Source organism: Streptomyces sp. NPDC091271, from assembly GCF_044757505.1.
GTDB lineage: Bacteria > Actinomycetota > Actinomycetes > Streptomycetales > Streptomycetaceae > Streptomyces.
This window is the reverse complement of the sequence record NZ_JBIVVD010000007.1, coordinates 85230-104416: the sequence shown is the minus strand read 5'-3', so window position 1 is coordinate 104416 and position 19187 is coordinate 85230. Positions and strand designations below refer to the sequence as shown.

19 protein-coding genes are annotated in these 19187 nt (G+C 71.8%); 9 read left to right on the top strand and 10 right to left on the bottom strand.

The annotated features are described in order from the left end of the window. Nucleotides 1-143: 143 nt before the first annotated feature. Complete coding sequence (locus ACIQM3_RS27510; RefSeq protein WP_401628628.1) at nucleotides 144-1037, bottom strand: NADP-dependent oxidoreductase; 894 nt, start codon at nucleotides 1035-1037, stop codon at nucleotides 144-146. 70 nt (nucleotides 1038-1107) lie between these two features. Here ACIQM3_RS27510 and ACIQM3_RS27505 point away from each other — a divergent pair, with 70 nt between their 5' ends. Next, nucleotides 1108-1695, top strand: a complete 588-nt coding sequence (locus ACIQM3_RS27505; protein ID WP_401628626.1) for a TetR/AcrR family transcriptional regulator — start codon at nucleotides 1108-1110, stop codon at nucleotides 1693-1695. Between the two features lie 46 nt (nucleotides 1696-1741). Here the strand turns inward: ACIQM3_RS27505 and ACIQM3_RS27500 are convergent, their stop codons facing one another. Continuing rightward, a complete protein-coding gene (locus ACIQM3_RS27500) occupies nucleotides 1742-2872 on the bottom strand; it encodes a M24 family metallopeptidase (protein WP_401628624.1) in 1131 nt (376 codons plus the stop codon). Nucleotides 2873-3025: 153 nt separating this feature from the next. Then, complete coding sequence (locus tag ACIQM3_RS27495) at nucleotides 3026-3865, bottom strand: SDR family oxidoreductase (RefSeq protein ID WP_401628622.1); 840 nt, start codon at nucleotides 3863-3865, stop codon at nucleotides 3026-3028. A gap of 92 nt (nucleotides 3866-3957) precedes the next feature. On the opposite strand from ACIQM3_RS27495, the gene ACIQM3_RS27490 reads away from it, so the two are divergent. Next, on the top strand, nucleotides 3958-4329 hold the full coding sequence (locus tag ACIQM3_RS27490) for a winged helix-turn-helix transcriptional regulator (RefSeq protein ID WP_401628619.1): 372 nt from the start codon (nucleotides 3958-3960) through the stop codon (nucleotides 4327-4329). Nucleotides 4330-4559: 230 nt separating this feature from the next. Here the strand turns inward: ACIQM3_RS27490 and ACIQM3_RS27485 are convergent, their stop codons facing one another. Then, on the bottom strand, nucleotides 4560-5186 hold the full coding sequence (locus ACIQM3_RS27485) for a nucleoside/nucleotide kinase family protein (protein WP_401628616.1): 627 nt from the start codon (nucleotides 5184-5186) through the stop codon (nucleotides 4560-4562). Between the two features lie 86 nt (nucleotides 5187-5272). On the opposite strand from ACIQM3_RS27485, the gene ACIQM3_RS27480 reads away from it, so the two are divergent. Further along, nucleotides 5273-5659: a VOC family protein gene (locus ACIQM3_RS27480; RefSeq protein ID WP_401628614.1), complete on the top strand. Its 387-nt coding sequence runs from the start codon at nucleotides 5273-5275 to the stop codon at nucleotides 5657-5659. Between the two features lie 57 nt (nucleotides 5660-5716). Here the strand turns inward: ACIQM3_RS27480 and ACIQM3_RS27475 are convergent, their stop codons facing one another. Then, complete coding sequence (locus tag ACIQM3_RS27475) at nucleotides 5717-6601, bottom strand: LysR substrate-binding domain-containing protein (RefSeq protein ID WP_401628611.1); 885 nt, start codon at nucleotides 6599-6601, stop codon at nucleotides 5717-5719. Nucleotides 6602-6756: 155 nt separating this feature from the next. On the opposite strand from ACIQM3_RS27475, the gene ACIQM3_RS27470 reads away from it, so the two are divergent. The 3 genes from ACIQM3_RS27470 to ACIQM3_RS27460 all read left to right on the top strand — a co-directional run bounded on the left by ACIQM3_RS27470 (nucleotide 6757) and on the right by ACIQM3_RS27460 (nucleotide 9352). Continuing rightward, entirely contained in the window at nucleotides 6757-7398 is a 642-nt protein-coding gene (locus tag ACIQM3_RS27470; protein WP_401628608.1) for a DUF1772 domain-containing protein, read from the top strand. A gap of 83 nt (nucleotides 7399-7481) precedes the next feature. Beyond that, a complete protein-coding gene (locus tag ACIQM3_RS27465) occupies nucleotides 7482-8540 on the top strand; it encodes a YihY/virulence factor BrkB family protein (protein WP_401628605.1) in 1059 nt (352 codons plus the stop codon). 137 nt (nucleotides 8541-8677) lie between these two features. Beyond that, complete coding sequence (locus ACIQM3_RS27460) at nucleotides 8678-9352, top strand: HAD family hydrolase (protein ID WP_401628602.1); 675 nt, start codon at nucleotides 8678-8680, stop codon at nucleotides 9350-9352. A 74-nt stretch (nucleotides 9353-9426) separates the two neighbouring features. Here the strand turns inward: ACIQM3_RS27460 and ACIQM3_RS27455 are convergent, their stop codons facing one another. From ACIQM3_RS27455 to ACIQM3_RS27440, 4 genes are all read right to left on the bottom strand, one after another. Continuing rightward, nucleotides 9427-10332 (bottom strand): LysR family transcriptional regulator, encoded by a 906-nt coding sequence (locus ACIQM3_RS27455; protein WP_401628599.1) that lies wholly within the window; start codon nucleotides 10330-10332, stop codon nucleotides 9427-9429. Between the two features lie 30 nt (nucleotides 10333-10362). Then, nucleotides 10363-11556: a glycine C-acetyltransferase gene (locus ACIQM3_RS27450; protein WP_401628596.1), complete on the bottom strand. Its 1194-nt coding sequence runs from the start codon at nucleotides 11554-11556 to the stop codon at nucleotides 10363-10365. 42 nt (nucleotides 11557-11598) lie between these two features. Continuing rightward, nucleotides 11599-12627 carry an L-threonine 3-dehydrogenase gene (gene tdh, locus ACIQM3_RS27445; RefSeq protein WP_401628593.1) on the bottom strand — a complete coding sequence of 343 codons (1029 nt, stop codon included), beginning with the start codon at nucleotides 12625-12627 and terminating at the stop codon, nucleotides 11599-11601. 179 nt (nucleotides 12628-12806) lie between these two features. Continuing rightward, complete coding sequence (locus ACIQM3_RS27440; protein ID WP_401628590.1) at nucleotides 12807-13289, bottom strand: MarR family winged helix-turn-helix transcriptional regulator; 483 nt, start codon at nucleotides 13287-13289, stop codon at nucleotides 12807-12809. A gap of 124 nt (nucleotides 13290-13413) precedes the next feature. On the opposite strand from ACIQM3_RS27440, the gene ACIQM3_RS27435 reads away from it, so the two are divergent. Both ACIQM3_RS27435 and ACIQM3_RS27430 read left to right on the top strand, forming a co-directional pair. Continuing rightward, entirely contained in the window at nucleotides 13414-13887 is a 474-nt protein-coding gene (locus tag ACIQM3_RS27435) for a MarR family winged helix-turn-helix transcriptional regulator (RefSeq protein WP_401628588.1), read from the top strand. Nucleotides 13888-14007: 120 nt separating this feature from the next. Beyond that, complete coding sequence (locus tag ACIQM3_RS27430; protein WP_401628585.1) at nucleotides 14008-15594, top strand: MFS transporter; 1587 nt, start codon at nucleotides 14008-14010, stop codon at nucleotides 15592-15594. Between the two features lie 73 nt (nucleotides 15595-15667). On the opposite strand, the gene ACIQM3_RS27425 is transcribed toward ACIQM3_RS27430, so the two are convergent. Continuing rightward, complete coding sequence (locus ACIQM3_RS27425) at nucleotides 15668-16504, bottom strand: alpha/beta fold hydrolase (protein ID WP_401628582.1); 837 nt, start codon at nucleotides 16502-16504, stop codon at nucleotides 15668-15670. 197 nt (nucleotides 16505-16701) lie between these two features. Here ACIQM3_RS27425 and ACIQM3_RS27420 point away from each other — a divergent pair, with 197 nt between their 5' ends. After that, on the top strand, nucleotides 16702-19116 hold the full coding sequence (locus ACIQM3_RS27420; RefSeq protein WP_401628579.1) for a GTPase-associated protein 1-related protein: 2415 nt from the start codon (nucleotides 16702-16704) through the stop codon (nucleotides 19114-19116). Nucleotides 19117-19187: the final 71 nt, after the last annotated feature.

Here is a 19187-nt window from a genome sequence, read left to right as displayed (position 1 = left end):
ATCCCCCCTCGTACGCTCCCCGCCGGTGCGAGGAGCGTACGGATCCTACGACCGTGAGGGCGCTTCCGCCTCAGGCGCCGGGCAACTCGCTTTCCGGACAAGGGGTTTCCCCCTCGCGAGCCTGTGCGGCCGGGTGGGGGGGCTCAGACGACCATGACCCGGCGCCCGCGCGAGTGACCGGCCTGGCTGTCGATGTGCGCCGCCGCGGCCTCGGCGAGCGTGTAGGACCTCTCGACCGGGATGTGGAGCTTCCCCAGCGAGATGAGGCGGACGGCCTCGGCAAGCGCGTCCGGCACGCTCCCGGCCACCCCGGAGAACCGGACACCGTGCGCCGGTGCGTCGAGGTCGGCGATGGAGATCACCTTCCGAGGGTCCCCGGTCAGCCCGACGAGTTCGCGGATCACGCCCGAGCCGGCCAGGTCGAGCGCCGCGTCGACACGGCCCAGCTGCCGCACCCGCTCGGCCCAGCCGTCGCCGTACGTCGTGGCGAGGGCTCCGAGGCTCCGCAGATAGTCCTGGTTGGCGGCCCCGGCGGTGCCGATCACCGCGATGCCGCGGTCGCGGGCGATCTGCAGCACCGCCGACCCGACTCCCCCGGACGCACCACTGACGAGCAGCGTCTCCCCGGGCCGCACGCCGACCTCGCGGATGACGCGCAGCGCGGTCTCGACCACGGAGGGGTACCCGGCGGCCTCCTGGAACGTCAGCCCCTCGGGCATACGGGCCCAGGCCGACAGGACGGCGAACTCGGCGTAGGTGCTGGAGCCCTCGCCGAACACGGGGTCGCCGACCTCGACCCCCTCGACGCCCTCGCCGACCTCGTCCACCACCCCGGCGGCGTCCAGCCCGACCCCCGCGGGCAGCTCGGTCGGATGGGCCTTCAGCATCTGACCTTCGCGGACCCTCCAGTCGACGGGATTCACGCCGGCCGCCCGCACGGCGATGCGTATCCGGCCGGGACCCGCGTGGGGCTCCTCGGCGTCTATGAGGTGCAGAACGTCCGGACCGCCGAACTCGGCGAAGCTCACTTTCTTCATGCGGTGGACCGTAGCACTAACGGTTAGTGTTTTGAAACGGTTACGATTTCCTAGCTGATAGCGTGCACGTATGACCGAGCCGCCCGGACGCCGTGAGCGCAAGAAGGCCGCGACCCGCCAGAGGATCGCCGACGCCGCCCTGCGGCTCTTCCTGGAACGCGGTTACGACGCGGTGGGCATCCGTGATGTGGCCGCCGAGGCCGACGTGGCCGTCACCACGCTCTTCTCCCACTTCGCCTCGAAAGAGGCCCTGGTCTTCGAGCAGGACGAGGACTTCGAGCAACGCCTCACGCGGGCGGTCACCGGCCGGGCCCCGAACGAGCCGCTCATCCCCGCGCTGCAGGTCGAGATCCTGGCCATGGTGCGGCACTGCACGGCGCGCGACGGCGCGCCGATCTGGCGCATGATCGACCGGTCGCCCGCCCTGCGGAAGTACGAGGAGTCGATGAGGCTGCGCCACGCGGAGACGCTGGCGACGGCCATCGCCGCCGGTCCCGGACTGGCGCGGGGCACGACGGCGAGCCGGACGATCGCGCGGTTCGTGGTCGACGCCCATGCGCTGGCCCGCGAGGCGGCCGATCCGGATGGAGCGGTGGACGAGATCTTCCGGATGATCGAGGCGGCCTGGGAGGTCACGCGCCCCGCTCGGCCCGCGTGAGCGAGGGCGGTCCACCGGGGCCGGGACCCGCCGGCGGCTGTAACCGCTACTCGACGACCGCCAGTTCGCGGGCGGTGGCGTTCAGCCGCCTGCCCCCGCTTCCCGTGACCGTGACGATGTCCTCGATGCGGACCCCGAAGCGGCCCGGGAGGTAGACGCCCGGCTCGACGGAGAAGCACATCCCCGGGACCAGCGGCTGCTCCTCCCCCTCGATCATGTAGGGCGGTTCATGGGTGGTGACGCCGATGCCGTGGCCGGTGCGGTGGATGAAGCGTTCGCCGTAGCCGAACTCCGTGATGACGGCACGGGCCGCCCGGTCGATCTCCTGGCAGGCGACCCCGGGCCGGACAGCACGGCAGCCTGCCTCCTGTGCCTCGCGCACGACGTCGTGGACCCGCTGCTCCTCGGCGGTGGGTTCGCCGACATGGACCGTGCGGGAGGTGTCGGAGCCGTAGCCGTGCATCAGCCCGCCGAAGTCCAGGACGACCATGTCGCCCCCCTCGATGGTGCGGCCGCCCGCCTCGTGGTGCGGGTTGGCGCCGTTCGGGCCCGAGCCGACCACGGTGAAGTCGACCTGGGAGTGCCCGTGTTCCGTGAGAAGGGCGGCCAGGTCGGCGGCCACGTCGCTCTCCCGCCGGCCCGAGAAGCGCACCTTCAGGATCTCCTCGTACGTCGCGTCGGCGGCGGCCCCCGCCGCGGCGAGCCGTTCCAGCTCGGCCGCGTCCTTGACCGCGCGCAGCATCGGCAGAGCCTCGGTGAGCGAGGCGTAGGAGGAGTCGGGGAGGAGCTTGCGCAGGGCCAGCAGATGCAGTGCCCAGGCGTTGTCGCTGATCCCGAACCGGCCCTTGGCGTGCAGCAGCCCGGCGGTCAGGGTGTAGGGGTTCGCCGCGTCGGTCCACTCCCTCAGGGCGAGGGCGGGTGAACCCGGCGCGCGTTCCGCGTCGGCCGCCTCCAGGGCCGGTACGACGAGGACGGGTTCGTGGCCCGCCCGCAGGACGAGCAGGGTGAGGCGCTCGGTGTCCGCGGTCGGCCGGTAGCCCGTGAGGTGGACCATGTCGGGGCCTGGCGCGACGAGCACGCCGGCCAGGCCGGCCGCGTCGGCCGTCTCGGCGGCGCGGGTCATCCTGGCCCGGTAGTCGTCGGCGGTGAAGGGCACGGGCTGGTCGGTGCTGGACATGAGGACCTCCTGGCGGGGCGACGCGGCACACAGCATCCTGCCCGGCCGCCGGGGCGGACGCGAGCAGGATTCCGGGTGTGCCGCGCCCGGCTCGACGAAGCCGTACGCCGCTGTTCCTGTCCGGCTCGAACCGGCCGTGCCGATGCACATGCCTCAGCGGAACGCGTCGGCGTTGCGGACGGCCCAGTCGGTGAAGGGGCGCGGCGCGCGGCCGAGGACCCGCTGGACATCCGGGCTGACGCGCAGCTCGGCCGGGTTCGGAGAGCCGAGGATGTCCAGGGTGTCGTCGGCGAGCTCCGCCGGCATGCTCCGGGCCATGGCGGTCCTGGCCTCGTCGCGGGTGAGCTCGTGAAACCGCAGAGGTGAGCCCAGCGCGGTGGCGATCGCCTCCGTCTGCCCGCGCGGAGTGATCACCTCCGGGCCGGTCAGCTCGTAGACGCCGCCGGTGTGCCGGTCGTCCAGCAGACAGGCCGCCGCGACCGCGGCGATGTCCGCCGGGTCGATGATCGGCACGCCGACGTCACCGAAGGGCGCGGCGACCACCTGCTGGGTGCGGACGGACTCGGCCCACCACAGGGCGTTGGAGGCGAAGCCGCCCGGCCGCAGGATGACCCACTCCAGGCCGGACTCCCGCAGCGTGTCCTCCAGTGCGCGCATAGCGATCCGCGTTCCGCCCGAGGGCCTGGTCACCACGCCCAGCGTGGAGAGCAGGACGACCCGGCGGACCCCGGCGGCCGCGGCGTCGCCGATGATGTCGGCAGGGTTGGCCCCCGTGGCGTGCAGGTCGCCGGAGAGCAGCAGGAACAGCTGCTCCGCCCCGGCCAGCGCGGGCTTGAGGCCGGCCGGCTCGGCAAGGTCGGCCACCACGTGGCGGACGCCGTTCGGCACCGCCGCCGCGTGCCGCGACACCGCCGTCACCTGCCGGCCCGCCTCGGCCAGGGCCTGCGTCAACGGACGGCCGATGTTTCCGGTGGCCCCGGTCACTACGATCATGTTCAGCTCCTTGTCAGATGCCTTCTGTGGGCTTGACGGTAGGAGCATGAGCTAACTTTTGGTAAGGACGTACCTCAGGGTAAGCTCATGACATGGTGGAAGGTGTCCAGCGCAGGCGGGTCGAGACGGGCGAGCGGTATGACGTGTTTCACACGGACTGCCCCGCGCGCGATGTGGTCGACCATGTGACCAGCAGGTGGGGCATCTGGGTGCTGATCTCTTTGCGGAGCAACAGCCTGCGGTTCTACGAGCTGCGCGAGAGCATCCGGGGTATCAGCGAGAAGATGCTCGCCCAGACTCTGCGGGCACTGGTCCAGGACGGTCTGGTCTGGCGGGAGGTCGAGCCGACGACGCCGCCCCAGGTCACCTACGGGCTGACCGAGTTCGGCCGGGATGTCGGCGAGCCGCTTACGGAGCTGTTCGACCGGATCACACGGCGGCTGTCGCCGCGCGACGCCGGCTAAGGGCTGTCCCGTAATCCCTGGCGGGCGCACGACGACAGCTACGGCACCTCGCTGCGTTGTCGGAACGCCCGAATACATCCAGTATGCGAACGCCCCTCCGCCTTGCGATGCACCGCATCTGACGCCATGCGCTGATCCACCAGGGATTACGGGACAGCCCTTAGCGCGTAGCGACCCATGGCCGCGCGGGGCCGGGGCGGGGCGGCACAATGCGCCCTGCCGCGCCCCGCTCAGCGAAGCCGCACGACGAGGTCGGCCCGGTCTCGGTGGCGCTCGACCAGCCGGGCGTTGCGCTCGTCGGATCCGGCGACCCAGCGCTCGGCACAGGCGCGCGGCTTCCCGAAGCGGACGTGCCGGTCCACGAGCCTGCGCACCCGCAGCCCCGGATCGGAGTCGAGGAACCACACCTCGTCCAGCAGTCCGCGCACCGGCGCCCAGGGTCCTTCGTCCAGCAGCAGGTAGTTGCCCTCGGTCACGACGAGCGGGATGTCCGCCGGAACACGCACGGACCCGGCCACCGGCTCCTCCAGCGCCCGGTCGAAGGCGGGCGCGTACACCGGGTCCTGGCCGTCGGGGTCGCGCAGCCGCCGGAGCAGGGCGGCGTACCCGGCGGCGTCGAAGGTGTCGGGGGCGCCCTTGCGTCCGGCCCGGCCGAGACGTTCCAGCTCCGCCCCCGCCAGGTGGAAGCCGTCCATCGGGACGAGGACCGCACGGCCTTCGAGCCGTTCGACGATCCGGGCGGCCAGCGTGGACTTTCCGGCTCCGGGCGCACCCGCGATGCCGAGGACGCGGCGACGGCCCCCGGCGGCGAGGCCCCGGGCGCGGTCCGCCAGCGTGGCGAGGTCGATCGTGTCCATGGCGGGCATTGTCCCCGCACGGGCCCGGGCCGCGTTAGTGTTACGTATAACTCACACAGTGTCCGTACGTCGAGGACGAGGTCCCCATGTCTTTCATCGCCCTGGTCACGCTGGTCGTCCGCGACTACGACGAGGCCCTCTCCTTCTACACCGGCGCCCTCGGGTTCGAGCTGGTGGAGGACACGGACCGGGGTGACGGCTCCCGCTGGGTCGTCGTGCGGCCGCGTGGCACCACGGGCACCGGGCTGCTGCTCGCGCGCGCCAAGGACGAGGCCCAGCTCGCGAGCGTCGGTGCGCAGACGGGCGGGCGGGTCGGCTTCTTCCTGCACACGGAGGACTTCGCGCGTGATCACGAGCGGATGCGGGCCGCCGGGGTCCGCTTCCTGGAGGAGCCGAGGCACGAGACGTACGGCTCCGTCGCGGTGTTCGAGGACCTCTACGGCAACCGGTGGGACCTGCTGCAGCCGGCGTGAGGCGGCGGCCGGTGCCCTGCGGGCGACTACAGCGAGGCTGCCGGTGCCGCGGGGCGCTCAAAGGGTCAACGGGCCGGTTTCCTCGACGACTTCGGCCAGATCGCGGATCGAGTCGGTCTCACTGCTGGTGCGCCAGCACAGTGCCCAGCGGCCGAGTGGGGCGTCGTGGACGGGAATGTAGGCGATGTCCGGCCGGGCGTAGTAACGCAGCGCGTGCGCGTGCGCGGGGCAGACCGCTTCCCCACTGGCGACTATGGCGAGCAGCTGCATGCCGTCGACCGCGGCGGGCCCCTTGGCGATCGGCCGTCCGCTGGGGGTGCGGGTGGGGACCAGCGCCTCGCGCCAGTAGTCCGGGGCCGCGCCGGTCAGAACGGCTTCGTCGGCGAGGTCCTCGTAGGAGACGGAGGTACGGGTGGCCAGCCGGTGCGTGGAGGACACGCACAGCACGACGGGCTCGGTGTAGACGACGGGTCCCACGGTGAGGTCCGGTTCCCGGATGGGGAGCCAGGCGAGCAGGACGTCGACCGTGCCTCGGCGCAGGGCGGAGAACGGGTCGTCGTAACCCACGGCGCGAATCTGCACGGTGCAGCCGGGACGGCGCGACGCGAACGCGGTGAGGGCGGGCCGCAGATCCTCGCTGTTGCTGGACATCATGCCCAGGCGCAGCACCTCCGTCTTCCCCTTCGCGGCCAGCGCGGCCCTCTCCAGGCTCTGCTGCAGACCGCGTTGCACCGGCAGCAGGTCGTCGTGGAGCTGCCGGCCGAGTGGGGTGAGGTGGACGTGGTGGCTGGTGCGCTCGAAGAGCGCGCCGCCTATGCGCCGCTCCTGCTTCTTGATCGCCTGGCTGACTCGCGCCGGGGACACGTGCAGCCGTTCGGCGGTCCGGCCGAAGTGCAGCTCCTGAGCGAGCGTCAGGAAGATCTCGATGTCCCTGATCTCCATCTTGCCCCCGGTCTCGGTGCCGCTCCTCGTTCCCGCGTTAACCGCCAGGTTAACGCGCCCTGCGGGAACCGCCGTTGCCGATGACCGACCCGCGGCCGAGTGTTGAGCCGTGGCGACGTGGTCGTCGAAGCGATCTGGAACCAGGAGGACGCAGTATGAGGCACCTTCAGACGGGCGTGTTACTCGCCGCCACTCTCTCCGCCGGGCTCATGGCCGGACTGTTCGCCGCCTTCGCCTACGCGGTCATGCCCGGCCTGGCCCGCTCGTCCGACCGCACCCTCGTCGAGGCGATGCAGGGCATCAACAAGGCGATCCTCAACCCGGTCTTCATGCTCCCGTTCATGGGGGCGATCCCTCTCCTCGGCCTGGCCGTCGTCCTGGCCTGGCGTGGCCAAGGCCGTCCCGCACTGGCCTGGCTGATCGCCGCACTGGTGCTGTACCTGGTGGCCTTCGCCGTCACCGGTGGCGTCAACGTCCCCCTGAACGACGAGCTCGCGCGTGCCGGTGATCCCGGCCACGCCGGACACCTGGCGACGGTCCGCGCGGACTTCGAGAACAAGTGGGTCACCTGGAACATCGTCCGCGCACTCCTGCACACGGCGGCGTTCGCCTGCCTGGCCTGGGCTCTGGTCGTGTACGGCACACACCAGCAGCACGGGAGCAAGCACTCCGACGTACCCTCGCGAACCCTCGCTCCGGCGTTCCACACCGGCTACCCGCAGACCGCCCAGCACTCGCGGGGAGCCCGGCCCCACCACGCCCCCACCGGCGCCCCCCTCCCGGAGCGGTACCGGTAGGGCCACCCGGCGGCTGGTCCGCCTGGAGGCATGGGCCCGCTGTGCGGTCGCGCGGCGGGCGCGCCTGGGATTGTCTGATCCACATGCCGAACGAACAGAACAGCGGGGACAGCACCGGGCCGCGCGAGGGTGGGGGTGCCGGCCCGGACCCGGAGGTGGAGCGTGATGCACCGGACACGCCCACGAAGGTCGGTAAAGCGTCGTGGGGAGCAGTGCTACGACGCACGCTCAAGGAGTTCAAGCGGGATGAGCTCACCGATCGGGCGGCGGCACTGACCTATTACGGAATCCTGGCGCTGTTCCCGGCGCTGCTGGTTCTTGTCTCCCTGCTCGGGATCGCGGGTGAGTCGAACACCCGGACCGTGCTGGACAACATTCAGAAGCTTGCTCCCGGGGCGGCGCGCGACGTCCTCAGGAACGCGGTGACCCAGTTGCAGTCCAGCAGCGGGACCGGGTTGGTCATGGCGATCGTGGGACTGCTGGCCGCACTGTGGTCCGCGTCCGGCTACGTGGCGGCGTTCATCCGGACGTCCAACGCCGTGTACGACGTGCCCGAGGGGCGGCCGGCCTGGAAGGTGCTCCCGGTCCGGGTCGGGTTGACCTTGGCGCTGATGGTGCTGGCCTGCGCGAGTGCGCTGATCGTCATTCTCTCGGGTGACCTCGCGCGAAGGCTCGGTACCGCGCTGGGCATTGGTGACACAGCAATGACCGTCTGGTCGATCGCGAAATGGCCCGTCCTGGTGGTGCTGGTGACCATGCTGCTGGCGATGCTCTACTGGGCGGCGCCGAACGCCAAAGGGCGGGGCTTCAAGTTCGTGTCGCTGGGCAGCCTGCTGGCGCTGGTGATCTGGATGGTCGCGTCGGCGGCCTTCGCCTTCTACATCGCGAATTTCGGGTCGTACAACAAGACTTACGGTGCCTTGGCCGGCGTGATCATCTTTCTCGTCTGGCTGTGGATCACGAACCTGGCGATTCTGCTCGGTCTCGAGTTCGATGCGGAGTCGGCTCGTGAGCGGGCCGTCATCGGCGGCCATCCGCAGAGGGAGGAGCCGTATGTCACGCCCCGGGACACCAGCAAGTGGACGGACCAGGATCGCAGGGGCATGGGGGACACCGGCCCCTCGGAGCCTCACTCCCACTGACCGGACCATCTGCGCGCCGGCCGCCGCGGCACACCACGGACTGCATTCGTTGATCCCGGGAAGAGTCCGGAGGAAGCCCCGGCGGTCACGCCGAAACCTCACGGAGCCGGTGGCCCCGGCCCACCAGAAGGAGTGTCATGGTTCGCGCCGCCCTGTTCGATGTGGATGGAACGCTCGTGGACACCAACTACCTCCACGTAACAGCCTGGTGGGAGGCCTTTCGACAAGCCGGGCACACGGTGCCCATGACCGCGGTGCACCGGGCCATCGGCCTGGGCTCCGCCGATCTGATCGAGCACCTTCTCGGAGCTGGGCGGGACAGCGAACGGGACGAGCTGATCAGCAGCACCCACTCAGCGCTGTACGCGACGTACTTCGAGCGGCTGGTCGCGGTGGACGGAGCGGCTGACCTGCTGCGGGCGCTGGCGGCTCGGGGGTGGAAGGTGGTTCTCGCCACCTCTGCGTCCGGTCCGGAGCTCAAGGCTCTGCGGCGCGTGCTGGACGCCGACGACGTCATCACCGACACGGCCAGTGCGGACGATGTGGACGAGGGGAAGCCGTCCCCCGCACCGATCCGGCACGCGATGGAGCTTGCCGGTGGGACGAGCGAGGAGACGGTGTACGTGGGTGACTCGGTCTGGGACATGGAAGCCGCGACCGGCGCGTCCGTGACGGCCGTGGCACTCCTGTCGGGCGGTATCGCCCGACAGGAGCTGGTGGAGGCCGGGGCCGGTGAGGTGTACCGCAACCCGGCCGATCTCCTCGCGCATCTGGACAGCAGCGCCTTTTCCCGGGTCGGTCGTGTCGGCTGACCCAAGGACTGACGACAACGCTGCGAGGCGCGGCGCCAGGGCACGCGAGCCCGGCATGGTCCGAGCGAGAGACCCTAGGCCGGCCCGGCCGCCGCGCGCAGTGCTTCCAGGACCGGCTTGATCAGGGGGTGCCCCTCGGCCCCCTGCCGTACGGCGGCGAAGACCCGCCGGGTCGGAGCGGCGCCCTCCACAGGCCGTACGACGACGCGGCCTAGCTCCGTGCCGCGCAGCGCCGAGCGGGGCACGAGCGCCACCCCGGCACCCGCACCGGCCAAGGCGACGACGGCGTGGAAGTCGTCCGACGAGTGCTCCAGCTGGGGCTCGAAGCCGGCGTACTCGCAGGCCAGGACCACCACGTCGTGGCAGGGGTTACCGGGGTACGGGCCGATCCACACGTCCTTGGCGAGATCGGCGACGGCGACGTGGTCCTTGCCCGCGAGACGGTGGCCGACCGGCAGCACCGCGTCGAAGGGTTCGGAGTACAGCGGCACCCGGGTCAGCCGCCGGTCGTCGTCACCGGGCGCGCCCCGGTATTCGACGGCGACCGCCACATCGACCTGCCGGTCCAGCACCATGGGCACGCTGGCGTCGCCCTCGGCGTCCTGCACCCGGACCCGGATGCCTGGGGCCGTGCGGGTGAGCTCGGCGATCGCGGGGGCGAGGACGAGCCCGATCCCCGTGGCGAACGCGGCGACGGTGACCGTCCCCGCGACACCCGCGCTGTAGTCGGCGAGCTCCGCCTCCGCCCGCTCCAGCTGGGCGAGCACCGCGTTGGCGTGGGTCAGCAGGATCTCCCCCGCCACGGTCAGCCGGGCCCCCCGCGCCCCGCGCTCGACCAGCCGGTGGCCGGTCTCCTGCTCCAGGGCGGCGAGCTGCTGGGAGACCGCGGAGGGGGTCAGATACAGCGCGGCGGCCGCGGCCGTCACCGTGCGGTGGTCCGCCACCGCACGGAGGATGCGCAGCCGCCGTGCATCGATCATGCGCCCATGATCCCAGATCGTGAGACGGTTCTACGCCTCCAGGGCGGCCCGGGCGTCGACGAACGCGTCCACGGCGCGGTTGACGTCGTCGGTGGAGTGGGCTGCGGAGAGCTGGACGCGGATGCGCGCGGCCCCCTGCGGGACCACCGGGTACGAGAACCCGATCACGTACACACCGCGTTCGAGGAGGAGCTCAGCCATCCGGCCTGCCTTCGCCGCGTCCCCGATCATGACGGGGGCGATGGCGTGGTCGCCGGGCAGGATGTCGAAGCCCTCCTCGGTCATCCGGGAGCGGAAGAGCGCGGTGTTGGCGTTCAGCCGCTCGCGCAGGTCCCCCGCGGACTCCAGCAGGTCGATGACCTTGAGAGAGGCTGCGGCGATGACCGGGGCGAGGGAGTTGGAGAAGAGGTACGGGCGCGAGCGCTGGCGCAGCAGCGCGACGATCTCGGCGCGCGCCGCGACGTAACCGCCGGACGCGCCGCCCAGCGCCTTGCCGAGCGTGCCGGTGATGATGTCGACGCGGTCCATGACGCCGTGCAGCTCGGGGGTGCCCCGGCCGCCGGCGCCGACGAAACCGACTGCGTGCGAGTCGTCGACCATGACCATGGCGCCGTAGCGGTCGGCCAGGTCGCAGATCTCCGCGAGCGGGGCGACGTACCCGTCCATGGAGAAGACGCCGTCGGTGACGACGAGGCGCCGCCGGGCCCCGGACGCCTCCTTGAGCTGCTGCTCCAGGTCGGCCATGTCGCGGTTGGCGTAGCGGTAGCGCTTCGCCTTGGAGAGCCGGATGCCGTCGATGATGGAGGCGTGGTTGAGGGCGTCGGAGATCACCGCGTCCTCGGGGCCGAGAAGGGTCTCGAAGACTCCGCCGTTGGCGTCGAAGCAGGAGGAGTAGAGGATCGTGTCCTCCTGCCCGAGGAAGGCGGAGAGCCGCTGCTCCAGCTCCTTGTGCACCTCCTGGGTGCCGCAGATGAAGCGGACGGACGCGAGCCCGTAGCCCCAGCGGTCCAGCGCCTCGTGGGCCGCGGCGACGACCTCGGGGTGGTCGGCGAGGCCCAGGTAGTTGTTGGCGCAGAAGTTGAGCACCTCACCGGCGCGGCCCCCGGAGGTGACGGCGACGGTGGCGGACTGCGGGGTGCCGATGACGCGCTCGGGCTTCTGGAGTCCGGCGTCGCGGATCTCGTCGAGGGTGGTGCGCAGGTCATCGCGTACGGAATCGAACATCAGGGGTGTCTCCCAGGTGGATACGGGTGCGTACGAGGAGCGTCAGGCGGCCCAGTCGAGCAGGACCTTGCCGCCGAGTCCGCTCGCGGCGTCGTCGAAGGCGGCTTCGAAGTCGCGGTAGCCGTACCGGCCGGTGATGACGGGGGCGAGGTCGAGCCCGCCCTCCAGGAGTACGGACATGGCGTACCAGGTCTCGTACATCTCGCGGCCGTAGATGCCCTTGATGGTGAGCATCGAGGTGACGACGCGGGACCAGTCGACGGGGAACTCGGCGGACGGCAGTCCGAGCATCGCGATCCGGCCGCCGTGCGTCATGTTCGCGATCATGTCCCGCATGGCCTCGGGTCGTCCGGACATCTCCAGGCCGATGTCGAAGCCCTCACGCAGTCCGAGGGTGCGCTGGCCGTCGGCGACGGTCGCTCCGCCGACGTTCAGGGCGAGGTCCACCCCGACCTTCCTGGCCAGGTCGAGCCGCGCCTCGCTGACGTCGGTGATGACGACGTTGCGGGCGCCCGCGTGGCGGGCGACGGCGGCGGCCATGATGCCGATCGGGCCGGCGCCGGTGATCAGCACGTCCTCGCCGACCAGGGGGAAGGAGAGCGCGGTGTGCACGGCGTTGCCGAACGGGTCGAAGATCGCGGCGATGTCGAGGTCGACCTTGTCCCGGTGGACCCATACGTTCGACGCGGGCAGCGCCAGGTATTCGGCGAACGCCCCGTCGCGGCCGACCCCGAGCCCGAGGGTGGAGCGGCACAGGTGCCGGCGCCCGGCGAGACAGTTGCGGCACTTCCCGCAGACCAGGTGGCCCTCGCCGCTGACCAGGTCGCCGATCTTGATGTCGACGACGTCCGCGCCGATTCCGGCGACCTCGCCGACGAACTCGTGGCCCAGGACGAGCGGGGTGCGCACGGCCTGCTGCGCCCAGCCGTCGTAGTCGCGGATGTGCAGGTCGGTGCCGCAGATCCCGGTGCGCAGCACCTTGATCAGCACGTCCCCGGGGCCGGTCTCCGGCTCCGGCACGTCCATCAGCCACAGTCCGGGCTCGGCCTTGTGCTTCACGAGTGCCTTCACAGCTGCGGCTCCCTGTACCTGGTACCTGGTGAACACCCCGGGCAGGGGGCATGCCGAAGGCGGCCTGCGGCCCGGGGTGGCTGGGGGGGGCGGACGGAGCAGGTGAGCGCGTCATCCGCCGCTTGCTGCCGTCACAGAGACCATGCCGCACGCCGGACCGCAGGTCCATCGAGGATTTCTTAAGCGCCGCCGCAGCTGCGCTTCACGCAGGGCCGGGGCCAGGGCCGTCCGTCGAGGTTCTCGATGTCGCCGTTGAAGCGCTTGAGGTACGCGGCGAAGGTCGCGACCTCGTCGGGCGACCAGTCGGCCATGACCCGCTCCAGACCGCTGATGTTCCCCGCACGCTCCGCGTCGAGGCTGTCTTCACCCGCACCGGTGATGCGGAACTTGCGGGCGATGCCCCCGTCGGGGTCCGGGATGCGTTCGACCAGGCCGGCCCGCAGCATGGCGGCGGTCTGCCGGTTCAGGGTGGAGGCGTCGAGGCCGAAGGCGTCGCTGAGCTGTCCGATGGACATCGGGCCTTCCATACGGATCCGGCTCAGCAAGGTGTACGCGCTGCGGTCGAGGTGTCCGCCGCCGCTCCTCGACCGGGACGCGCCCGGCTGGAGGTGCCGCCCGAGCAGCATCGCCTCGAATTCGATCAAGTGCGTCGGCTTGTCCACGGTCCTTCTCTCGACCGCGTGCGCGGCGCCTCGGGGCTCTCTTCACGGCACATATACCACCCGGTGGACCGCCCCACATTTAGGTATGTTGACATAGCTATGTTCCGGTACCTATGCTGTGGGCGTGCCCGACCCCACCGCGCCCGACCAGGACCTCGACCACGTAGCCTCCGCGCTCGTGGCGTCCCTGCCTGCGCTGCACCGGGGTCTGGAGCGGCAGGTCGCACGCGATTTCCCGCATCCACGGCTCCCTGACGGCCAGTTGGCTCTGCTGTTCCTCGTCGAGGAGCGCGAAGGGATCACCGTCAGGGATGCGGCCGAAGCCCTGCTGATGAAGCCGAACAACGTCAGCGCCCTCGTCTCCCAGCTCACCGACCGGGGGCTGCTGGAACGCCGGCAGGACGGGGCCGACAAGCGGGTCGCCCATCTGCACCCGACGTCCACGGCCCGGGAGCGGCTCGCCGAGGCGCGGGGGCTCAAGGAAGCCCATCTGGCAGGCGCGCTGCGCACCCTCACCGAGGGGGAGCTCGACGCTCTCGGTGCCGCCCTGGGCGCACTGACCTCATTGAACCGGGGCCTCCACTCCCCCCTCGGCTGACTCCGTCACCGGGCCCGGCCGTGACCGGTTCCCCCGGCGCGGCCGTCGTAGCCGGGGCGCGCCTTCCGCTGTCCCGAAGTCCCCTTCCTCCGTACCGAGTTCCACAGACAAGGCTTCCGCATGTCCTCCACCACCGTGGACACCTCCGCCCTGCCCGAGAGCAGTCCGCCCGACGCGCCCCGGAGCAGGCGTACCAACCCCTGGCTGACTCTGATCGCCGTGGCCATCGGTCTGTTCATGGTCAACCTCGACTCCTCCGTCGTCGCGATCGCCAACCCCGAGATCGGCCGGGACCTCGGCGCGTCCACGGCCGATCTGCAGTGGGTCACCAACGCCTATCTGATCGCCATGGCCGCCCTGCTGATCCTGGGCGGAAAGCTCGGTGACCGTTTCGGGCGGCACACGGTCTACATGACGGGCACCGTCGGCTTCACACTGGCCTCGGTCGCGATCGCCCTCTCCGGTTCGATCGAGGGCGTCATCACCTTCCGGGCGGTCCAGGGTCTTTTCGCCGCCCTGTTGATCCCCAACACCCTCGGCCTCCTGCGCGCGGTGTTCCCGCCCCGGAAGTTCGGCATGGCCGTGGGCCTGTGGGCCATGGTGGCCTCCTGCTCCACCGCTCTCGGCCCGATCGTCGGCGGACTGCTCATCGAGCACGTCAACTGGGAGTCGGTCTTCTACATCAACGCCCCCATCGGCGTCTTCGCGCTGGCGTTCAGCCTGTTCGTCCTCCCCAGGAGCAAGGACTCCACGGGGTACCACCGCTTCGACGTACCCGGCGTGCTCCTGCTCGCCGTCGGTCTGGTCGCCCTGATCTTCGGCGTCGTCAAGGGGGAGACCTGGGGCTGGACCTCCGGTGGAACGCTGGGGTCGATCGTCGCGGGCCTGGCCGTGCTGGCCGTCTTCTGCTGGTACGAGACCCGCCAGGAGCACCCGTTGCTGCCGATGCGCCTCTTCCGCAACCGTTCGCTGACCATCGGCACGATCGTCACCGCGATCAACTTCTTCGTGATGCTCGGTGTGATCTTCTTCGTGATGCTGTACCTGCAGAACGTGCGCGGCTTCACCCCGGTCGAGGCCGGTGTCCGCACCCTGCCGTTCAGCCTGGCCACCGTGGTGGCGGCACCGCTCGGCGCCGCGCTGACCCAGCGCTTCGGCCCGCGGGTGACCATGCCGGCCGGCATGGTCCTCCAGGCGGCGGCCTCGCTGTGGATGCTGACCTGGGACGCGGATTCGGCGTTCACCGCGATGTGGCCGCCGTTCCTCGCCATCGGTCTGGGCGTCGGCATGGTGATGTCCGCGTCCTCCGACGCCATCGTGGGCAACGCCCCGCGGAAGGACGGCGGCGTCGCGGGTGGGCTCCAGGCCACCTCGCTGCAGATCGGAGGTGCGCTCGGCACGTCCGTGCTGGTCTCCCTGATCAGCGGCAAGGTGGGTTCGACGCTGACGGGCGAGCTGACCTCCGCCGGTGTGCCGCCCGAGGCGGCGACCGGCTTCGAAGGCGCCAAGGACGCCGTGTCCATGGGTGTTTCGCCGGTCTCCGCCGACATGCCGGCCCAACTGAGGGCCGCCGTGATCGAGGGCAGCGGCAACGCCTTCGTGAACGGCATGCACGCCGCGGTGGTCGTCACCGCGGTCCTGTGTGCCGCCGGCGCGCTGCTTGCGGGGTTCGGGATGCGCAGTCGCACCGGGGCGGTGGCGAGCTGAGGCCCCTGCCATCCACCCCCGGCCGGGGGTGTGAAGCGCGTGTCCGCGCTTCTCGCACCCGGCCGGGGCGCGTTCAGGACAGCGGCACGAACGCCTTGACGGCCTCGCTCAGCCGCTGCGGCTGGTCCTCGGGGATGAGCGTGAAGCTGTCGGCGATCTCCACGAATTCGCCCTTGGGCAGTATCTCGGCCAGCCTCCGGCCGTGGGCGATCGGCATGACCTTGTCCTCCGTCGCCCAGACGACGAGCGCGGGTCGGTCGAACGTGCGCAGCGCTTCCGCCCAGGCGAGGAGCTCGTCCTTGGGCGGCACCCCGAGTACGTACGCCCGCAGGTCCCGCCGGATCGCGGCGGAGGTCCACAGCGGCCGGAACCACTCGTCCATCACGTCGTGCGGTACCGGCCGTTTGCTCATCCATCCCCATGTCAGGGGGAGCCGGCGCATCCGCTTCGACTTCAGCAGGGCGAAGGCGAACCGCAGCCCACCGGGCGCCTTGGCCGCGGCGTAAAGATTCCGGCCCGGCAGGCCGGGCGGGAAGTTGTCGAACGCCTCGCAGGAAGTGATCACCAGCCTGCCGATCCGCTGGTCCCGGCCGTCCGCGACGAGGGCCTGCGCCCCGCCCCAGTCGTTCATCACCAGGGTGACGTCCCGGAGGTCCAGCTTCTCCAGGAACTCCGCCACCAGGTGGGCGACTCCGAGCACCGTCAGATCGGCGTCCGGGCGCATCGGCCTGCGGTGGGCTCCCAGCGGCAGCGTGGGCACGACGCACCTGTAGTCGGAGCGCAGACCGTCGACGACGTGGCGCCAGAGCGAACCGTTCATCGCTACTCCGTGCAGCAGGACCACCACGGGCCCGTCGCCACCGGTGTCCTCGTACTCCACCACTCCCGCGGAAAGCGTCACCTCGGTCATACGGTCAACCTAGGGCCTCCGCCCCCTCCATGGGGTCCCAACGGGGCGTCAGGGCTTGATAGCGTCGCCCGCACGACTACGGAAAGCTCCCCGCCGGGGTCGTCGCTCCGCCGGGCCGGGCCGCACCGACAGGGCGGCGAGCGGCGGCCGGTGCGTGTGACGGGGACGCACGTGGCAGGGACGATGAGGGCCTACGCATGAGCCTCCCGCAGTTGCACTACACCTCCGTCGTGGCCGGGGGCGGGGCGCCCTCCGGCCGGTTCACCGCCGTGGACCCCGCGATACCCGGGCCGGTGCGCGCGGAGGCCGCGCCGATCCTGGCGTACGACGCTCCGGCGGGCACTCCCGAGCGGCTCCCCGATGCCGGACTCCGCGCGCTGCCCGTGGCGTTCGGCTTCGCCCTGCTCTCCGACGGCAGCCATCTGCTCAGCCGTACGGTGGCCACGGGCACGGGCGGGTTCCACGCCCACGCCGTACATCTCCTGCCCGGTACGCCGATACCCGGCCGGGTGCCGCCGGTCGCCGCCTGGGGGGCCGCGGGGTGGCTCTCCGCGCCGCCGGACCGCATGCCGCCCGATCCCCTGACCTCCATGCTCACCGCGCACGGCCCTTCGCGGGGGCTCACCCGGGAAGGCCTCGGCGACTTCGCCGTGGCCCGCAGCCCGTGGCTCGCCGCCGTGCTCAGCGATCTGCGCCGGGTGAGCGAGGACCCGTCCGCGCCGCCGGTCGTGCTCGTGGAGCGGCAGAGCGCGGACGTGGCCCGGTGGGTCGCGCTGGCCACCGCCGTGCTGCCCCCGGAGCACGCCGAACGGCTGACCTTCACCACGTACACCCGGCACCCCGGACTCGCCACGCACCAGGTCATCGGTGTCCTTCCCGAGGACGCGCCCGACCTCAGCGACCCCCGCTTCCGCGTGCACACCGCCTCCGGTCCGCGCCCTTCCGGGGCGATGGACGACGCGTGGGCGGGGACTGCCGCCCGGATCTGGCGGAGCCGGTCCCCCGAGCTCTTCCGGGAGGCTGCGGAGCTGCCGGGTGAACCGTTCGCCGCCGGGCCGCTCGCCGTCACCGCGCTCGGCGCCGGCATCGCGCTCGGGTCCGACGAGCGGGCGGCGGCGGCCGACTGGGCGGCCGAGCGGCCCTACGCGCTGGACGAGAAGCGGACCCGCCAGCTGACCGACGCCCTGACCGCGCCCGCCGACGACCGTACGGCCGCCGAGTGCGCGGCGGCGCTCCGGCTGCTGACGGCGCTCGACGGCCGCTGCCCCGCCGCCGTCACCGCGCCGCTGGCCGCGCTGCTGGTGACGGAGGCGGTGCGGGGCGGCGACGTGGACCTGGAGCCACCCGCGCGCTCGGCGTTCGAGGAGTCCGCGGGGGAGCGTGCGCTCGCCGAACTGGTCGAGGAGCTCGGCGACGAGCTGCTGGCCGAGCTCTCCGCCGCGTCGCCGGGGGGCGTCGCCAGGACCGTCCAGCTGCTGCGGATCGCCCGGCTGCTCGGCGTCGACCGCGCGGAACTGCTTCCCGGCGTGGTGGGCCGACTGGCGCGCGCACTGCTCGACGACCCCGAGGCGGGCGCGTGCCGCGCGCTGCCGGACCTGCTGGACGAGCAGTTCGACGTCCGTACGGCGCTCCTGGGTGAGCTGGACCGGCTCGCCCCGGACCGCCCGGCTGACACGGAACGGCTGCTGGTCCGGGTGGCCCTGCCGTTCACCGGGACCCAGGCGCTGCCGCATCTGCGGATGTGCGCCGAGGCACCCGGGGCGAAGGCACGGGGCGCCGACCGGGTGGGGGCCCTGCACACGGTGTTGCGCGCGGCGGGCATGTCCCCGTTCGCCGAGCCGCTGGTGCTGCGGACAGCCGTCGGCCTGGTGTGGGGCGAGGCCACCCCGACGGCGGGCGAGGCCCGGTCGCTGCTGGGCGAGACCACGTCCGACGCCCACCGGACGGCCGGCACCTGGGCGCTCCTGGTCGACGCCGCGCTTTCCGCGCCCGTCGGCGACGAGGACGCTCCCGAGCTCGCCCACGACCTGCTGCGCGGCTTCCCGCAGGAGATCGGCGCCGGGGCACGCGGCTGCCTGATGCTGCTGGACTTCGCGCGCGACATGCGCTCGGGAACGGCGGAGCCCGGCTGGACGGACCGGATACGGGTGCTGCGTGGCCAGGCCGAACCGGCGGAGCCCCTGGCCCTGGAGCACGCCCTGGGCGCCCTGGCCGAGCGGCTGCTCGCTCCGGCCCGGCCCGGGGACGAGCTGTACGCGTTCGTGCACAGCGGGGACGAGGAGCTGATCGCGGCGTACGGCAGGGCGGCCCGCCGCGATCCGGTCCTGGCGCTGCTGCGGGCGGATCCCGCGTACGTGGCGGACTGCTTCACCGTGTGGAACGCCCACCCGCACGCGGGCGCCGGCTGGGCCCGGGCCCGGACCGCGCTGCTCGACGAGGTGCTGCGCCCCGCGGTACGCGCCCTGTCCCCCGAGGGGCTCGCGGCGGTGGAGGAGGCCGTGGAACGCGAGGGAAGCAGCCGCACCCTCGAAGCGTTCCGCACCTGGAACCGGCCGCCCCGCTCCCTGGGGCGCCTCGGCAGACGCATCGCGGGGCGGGTCCGGAGGGCGTGACGAGGTCGCCGGACGCTGCCGGCGGCGGGTACCGTGGGACGTTCTGATCTCGTGTGCCTCCTGGCGGGCTG

Bases quoted from the DNA above. Each gene is read 5' to 3' on its own strand.
- ACIQM3_RS27420 (WP_401628579.1), top strand. From the start codon at position 16,702: ATGAGCCTCCCGCAGTTGCACTACACCTCCGTCGTGGCCGGGGGCGGG.
- ACIQM3_RS27475 (WP_401628611.1), bottom strand. From the start codon at position 6,601: ATGGAGATCAGGGACATCGAGATCTTCCTGACGCTCGCTCAGGAGCTG.
- ACIQM3_RS27490 (WP_401628619.1), top strand. From the start codon at position 3,958: ATGGTGGAAGGTGTCCAGCGCAGGCGGGTCGAGACGGGCGAGCGGTAT.
- ACIQM3_RS27505 (WP_401628626.1), top strand. From the start codon at position 1,108: ATGACCGAGCCGCCCGGACGCCGTGAGCGCAAGAAGGCCGCGACCCGC.
- ACIQM3_RS27495 (WP_401628622.1), bottom strand. From the start codon at position 3,865: ATGATCGTAGTGACCGGGGCCACCGGAAACATCGGCCGTCCGTTGACG.
- ACIQM3_RS27485 (WP_401628616.1), bottom strand. From the start codon at position 5,186: ATGGACACGATCGACCTCGCCACGCTGGCGGACCGCGCCCGGGGCCTC.
- ACIQM3_RS27500 (WP_401628624.1), bottom strand. From the start codon at position 2,872: ATGTCCAGCACCGACCAGCCCGTGCCCTTCACCGCCGACGACTACCGG.
- ACIQM3_RS27425 (WP_401628582.1), bottom strand. From the start codon at position 16,504: ATGACCGAGGTGACGCTTTCCGCGGGAGTGGTGGAGTACGAGGACACC.
- ACIQM3_RS27430 (WP_401628585.1), top strand. From the start codon at position 14,008: ATGTCCTCCACCACCGTGGACACCTCCGCCCTGCCCGAGAGCAGTCCG.
- ACIQM3_RS27450 (WP_401628596.1), bottom strand. From the start codon at position 11,556: ATGTTCGATTCCGTACGCGATGACCTGCGCACCACCCTCGACGAGATC.
- ACIQM3_RS27470 (WP_401628608.1), top strand. From the start codon at position 6,757: ATGAGGCACCTTCAGACGGGCGTGTTACTCGCCGCCACTCTCTCCGCC.
- ACIQM3_RS27460 (WP_401628602.1), top strand. From the start codon at position 8,678: ATGGTTCGCGCCGCCCTGTTCGATGTGGATGGAACGCTCGTGGACACC.
- ACIQM3_RS27480 (WP_401628614.1), top strand. From the start codon at position 5,273: ATGTCTTTCATCGCCCTGGTCACGCTGGTCGTCCGCGACTACGACGAG.
- ACIQM3_RS27510 (WP_401628628.1), bottom strand. From the start codon at position 1,037: ATGAAGAAAGTGAGCTTCGCCGAGTTCGGCGGTCCGGACGTTCTGCAC.
- ACIQM3_RS27465 (WP_401628605.1), top strand. From the start codon at position 7,482: ATGCCGAACGAACAGAACAGCGGGGACAGCACCGGGCCGCGCGAGGGT.
- ACIQM3_RS27455 (WP_401628599.1), bottom strand. From the start codon at position 10,332: ATGATCGATGCACGGCGGCTGCGCATCCTCCGTGCGGTGGCGGACCAC.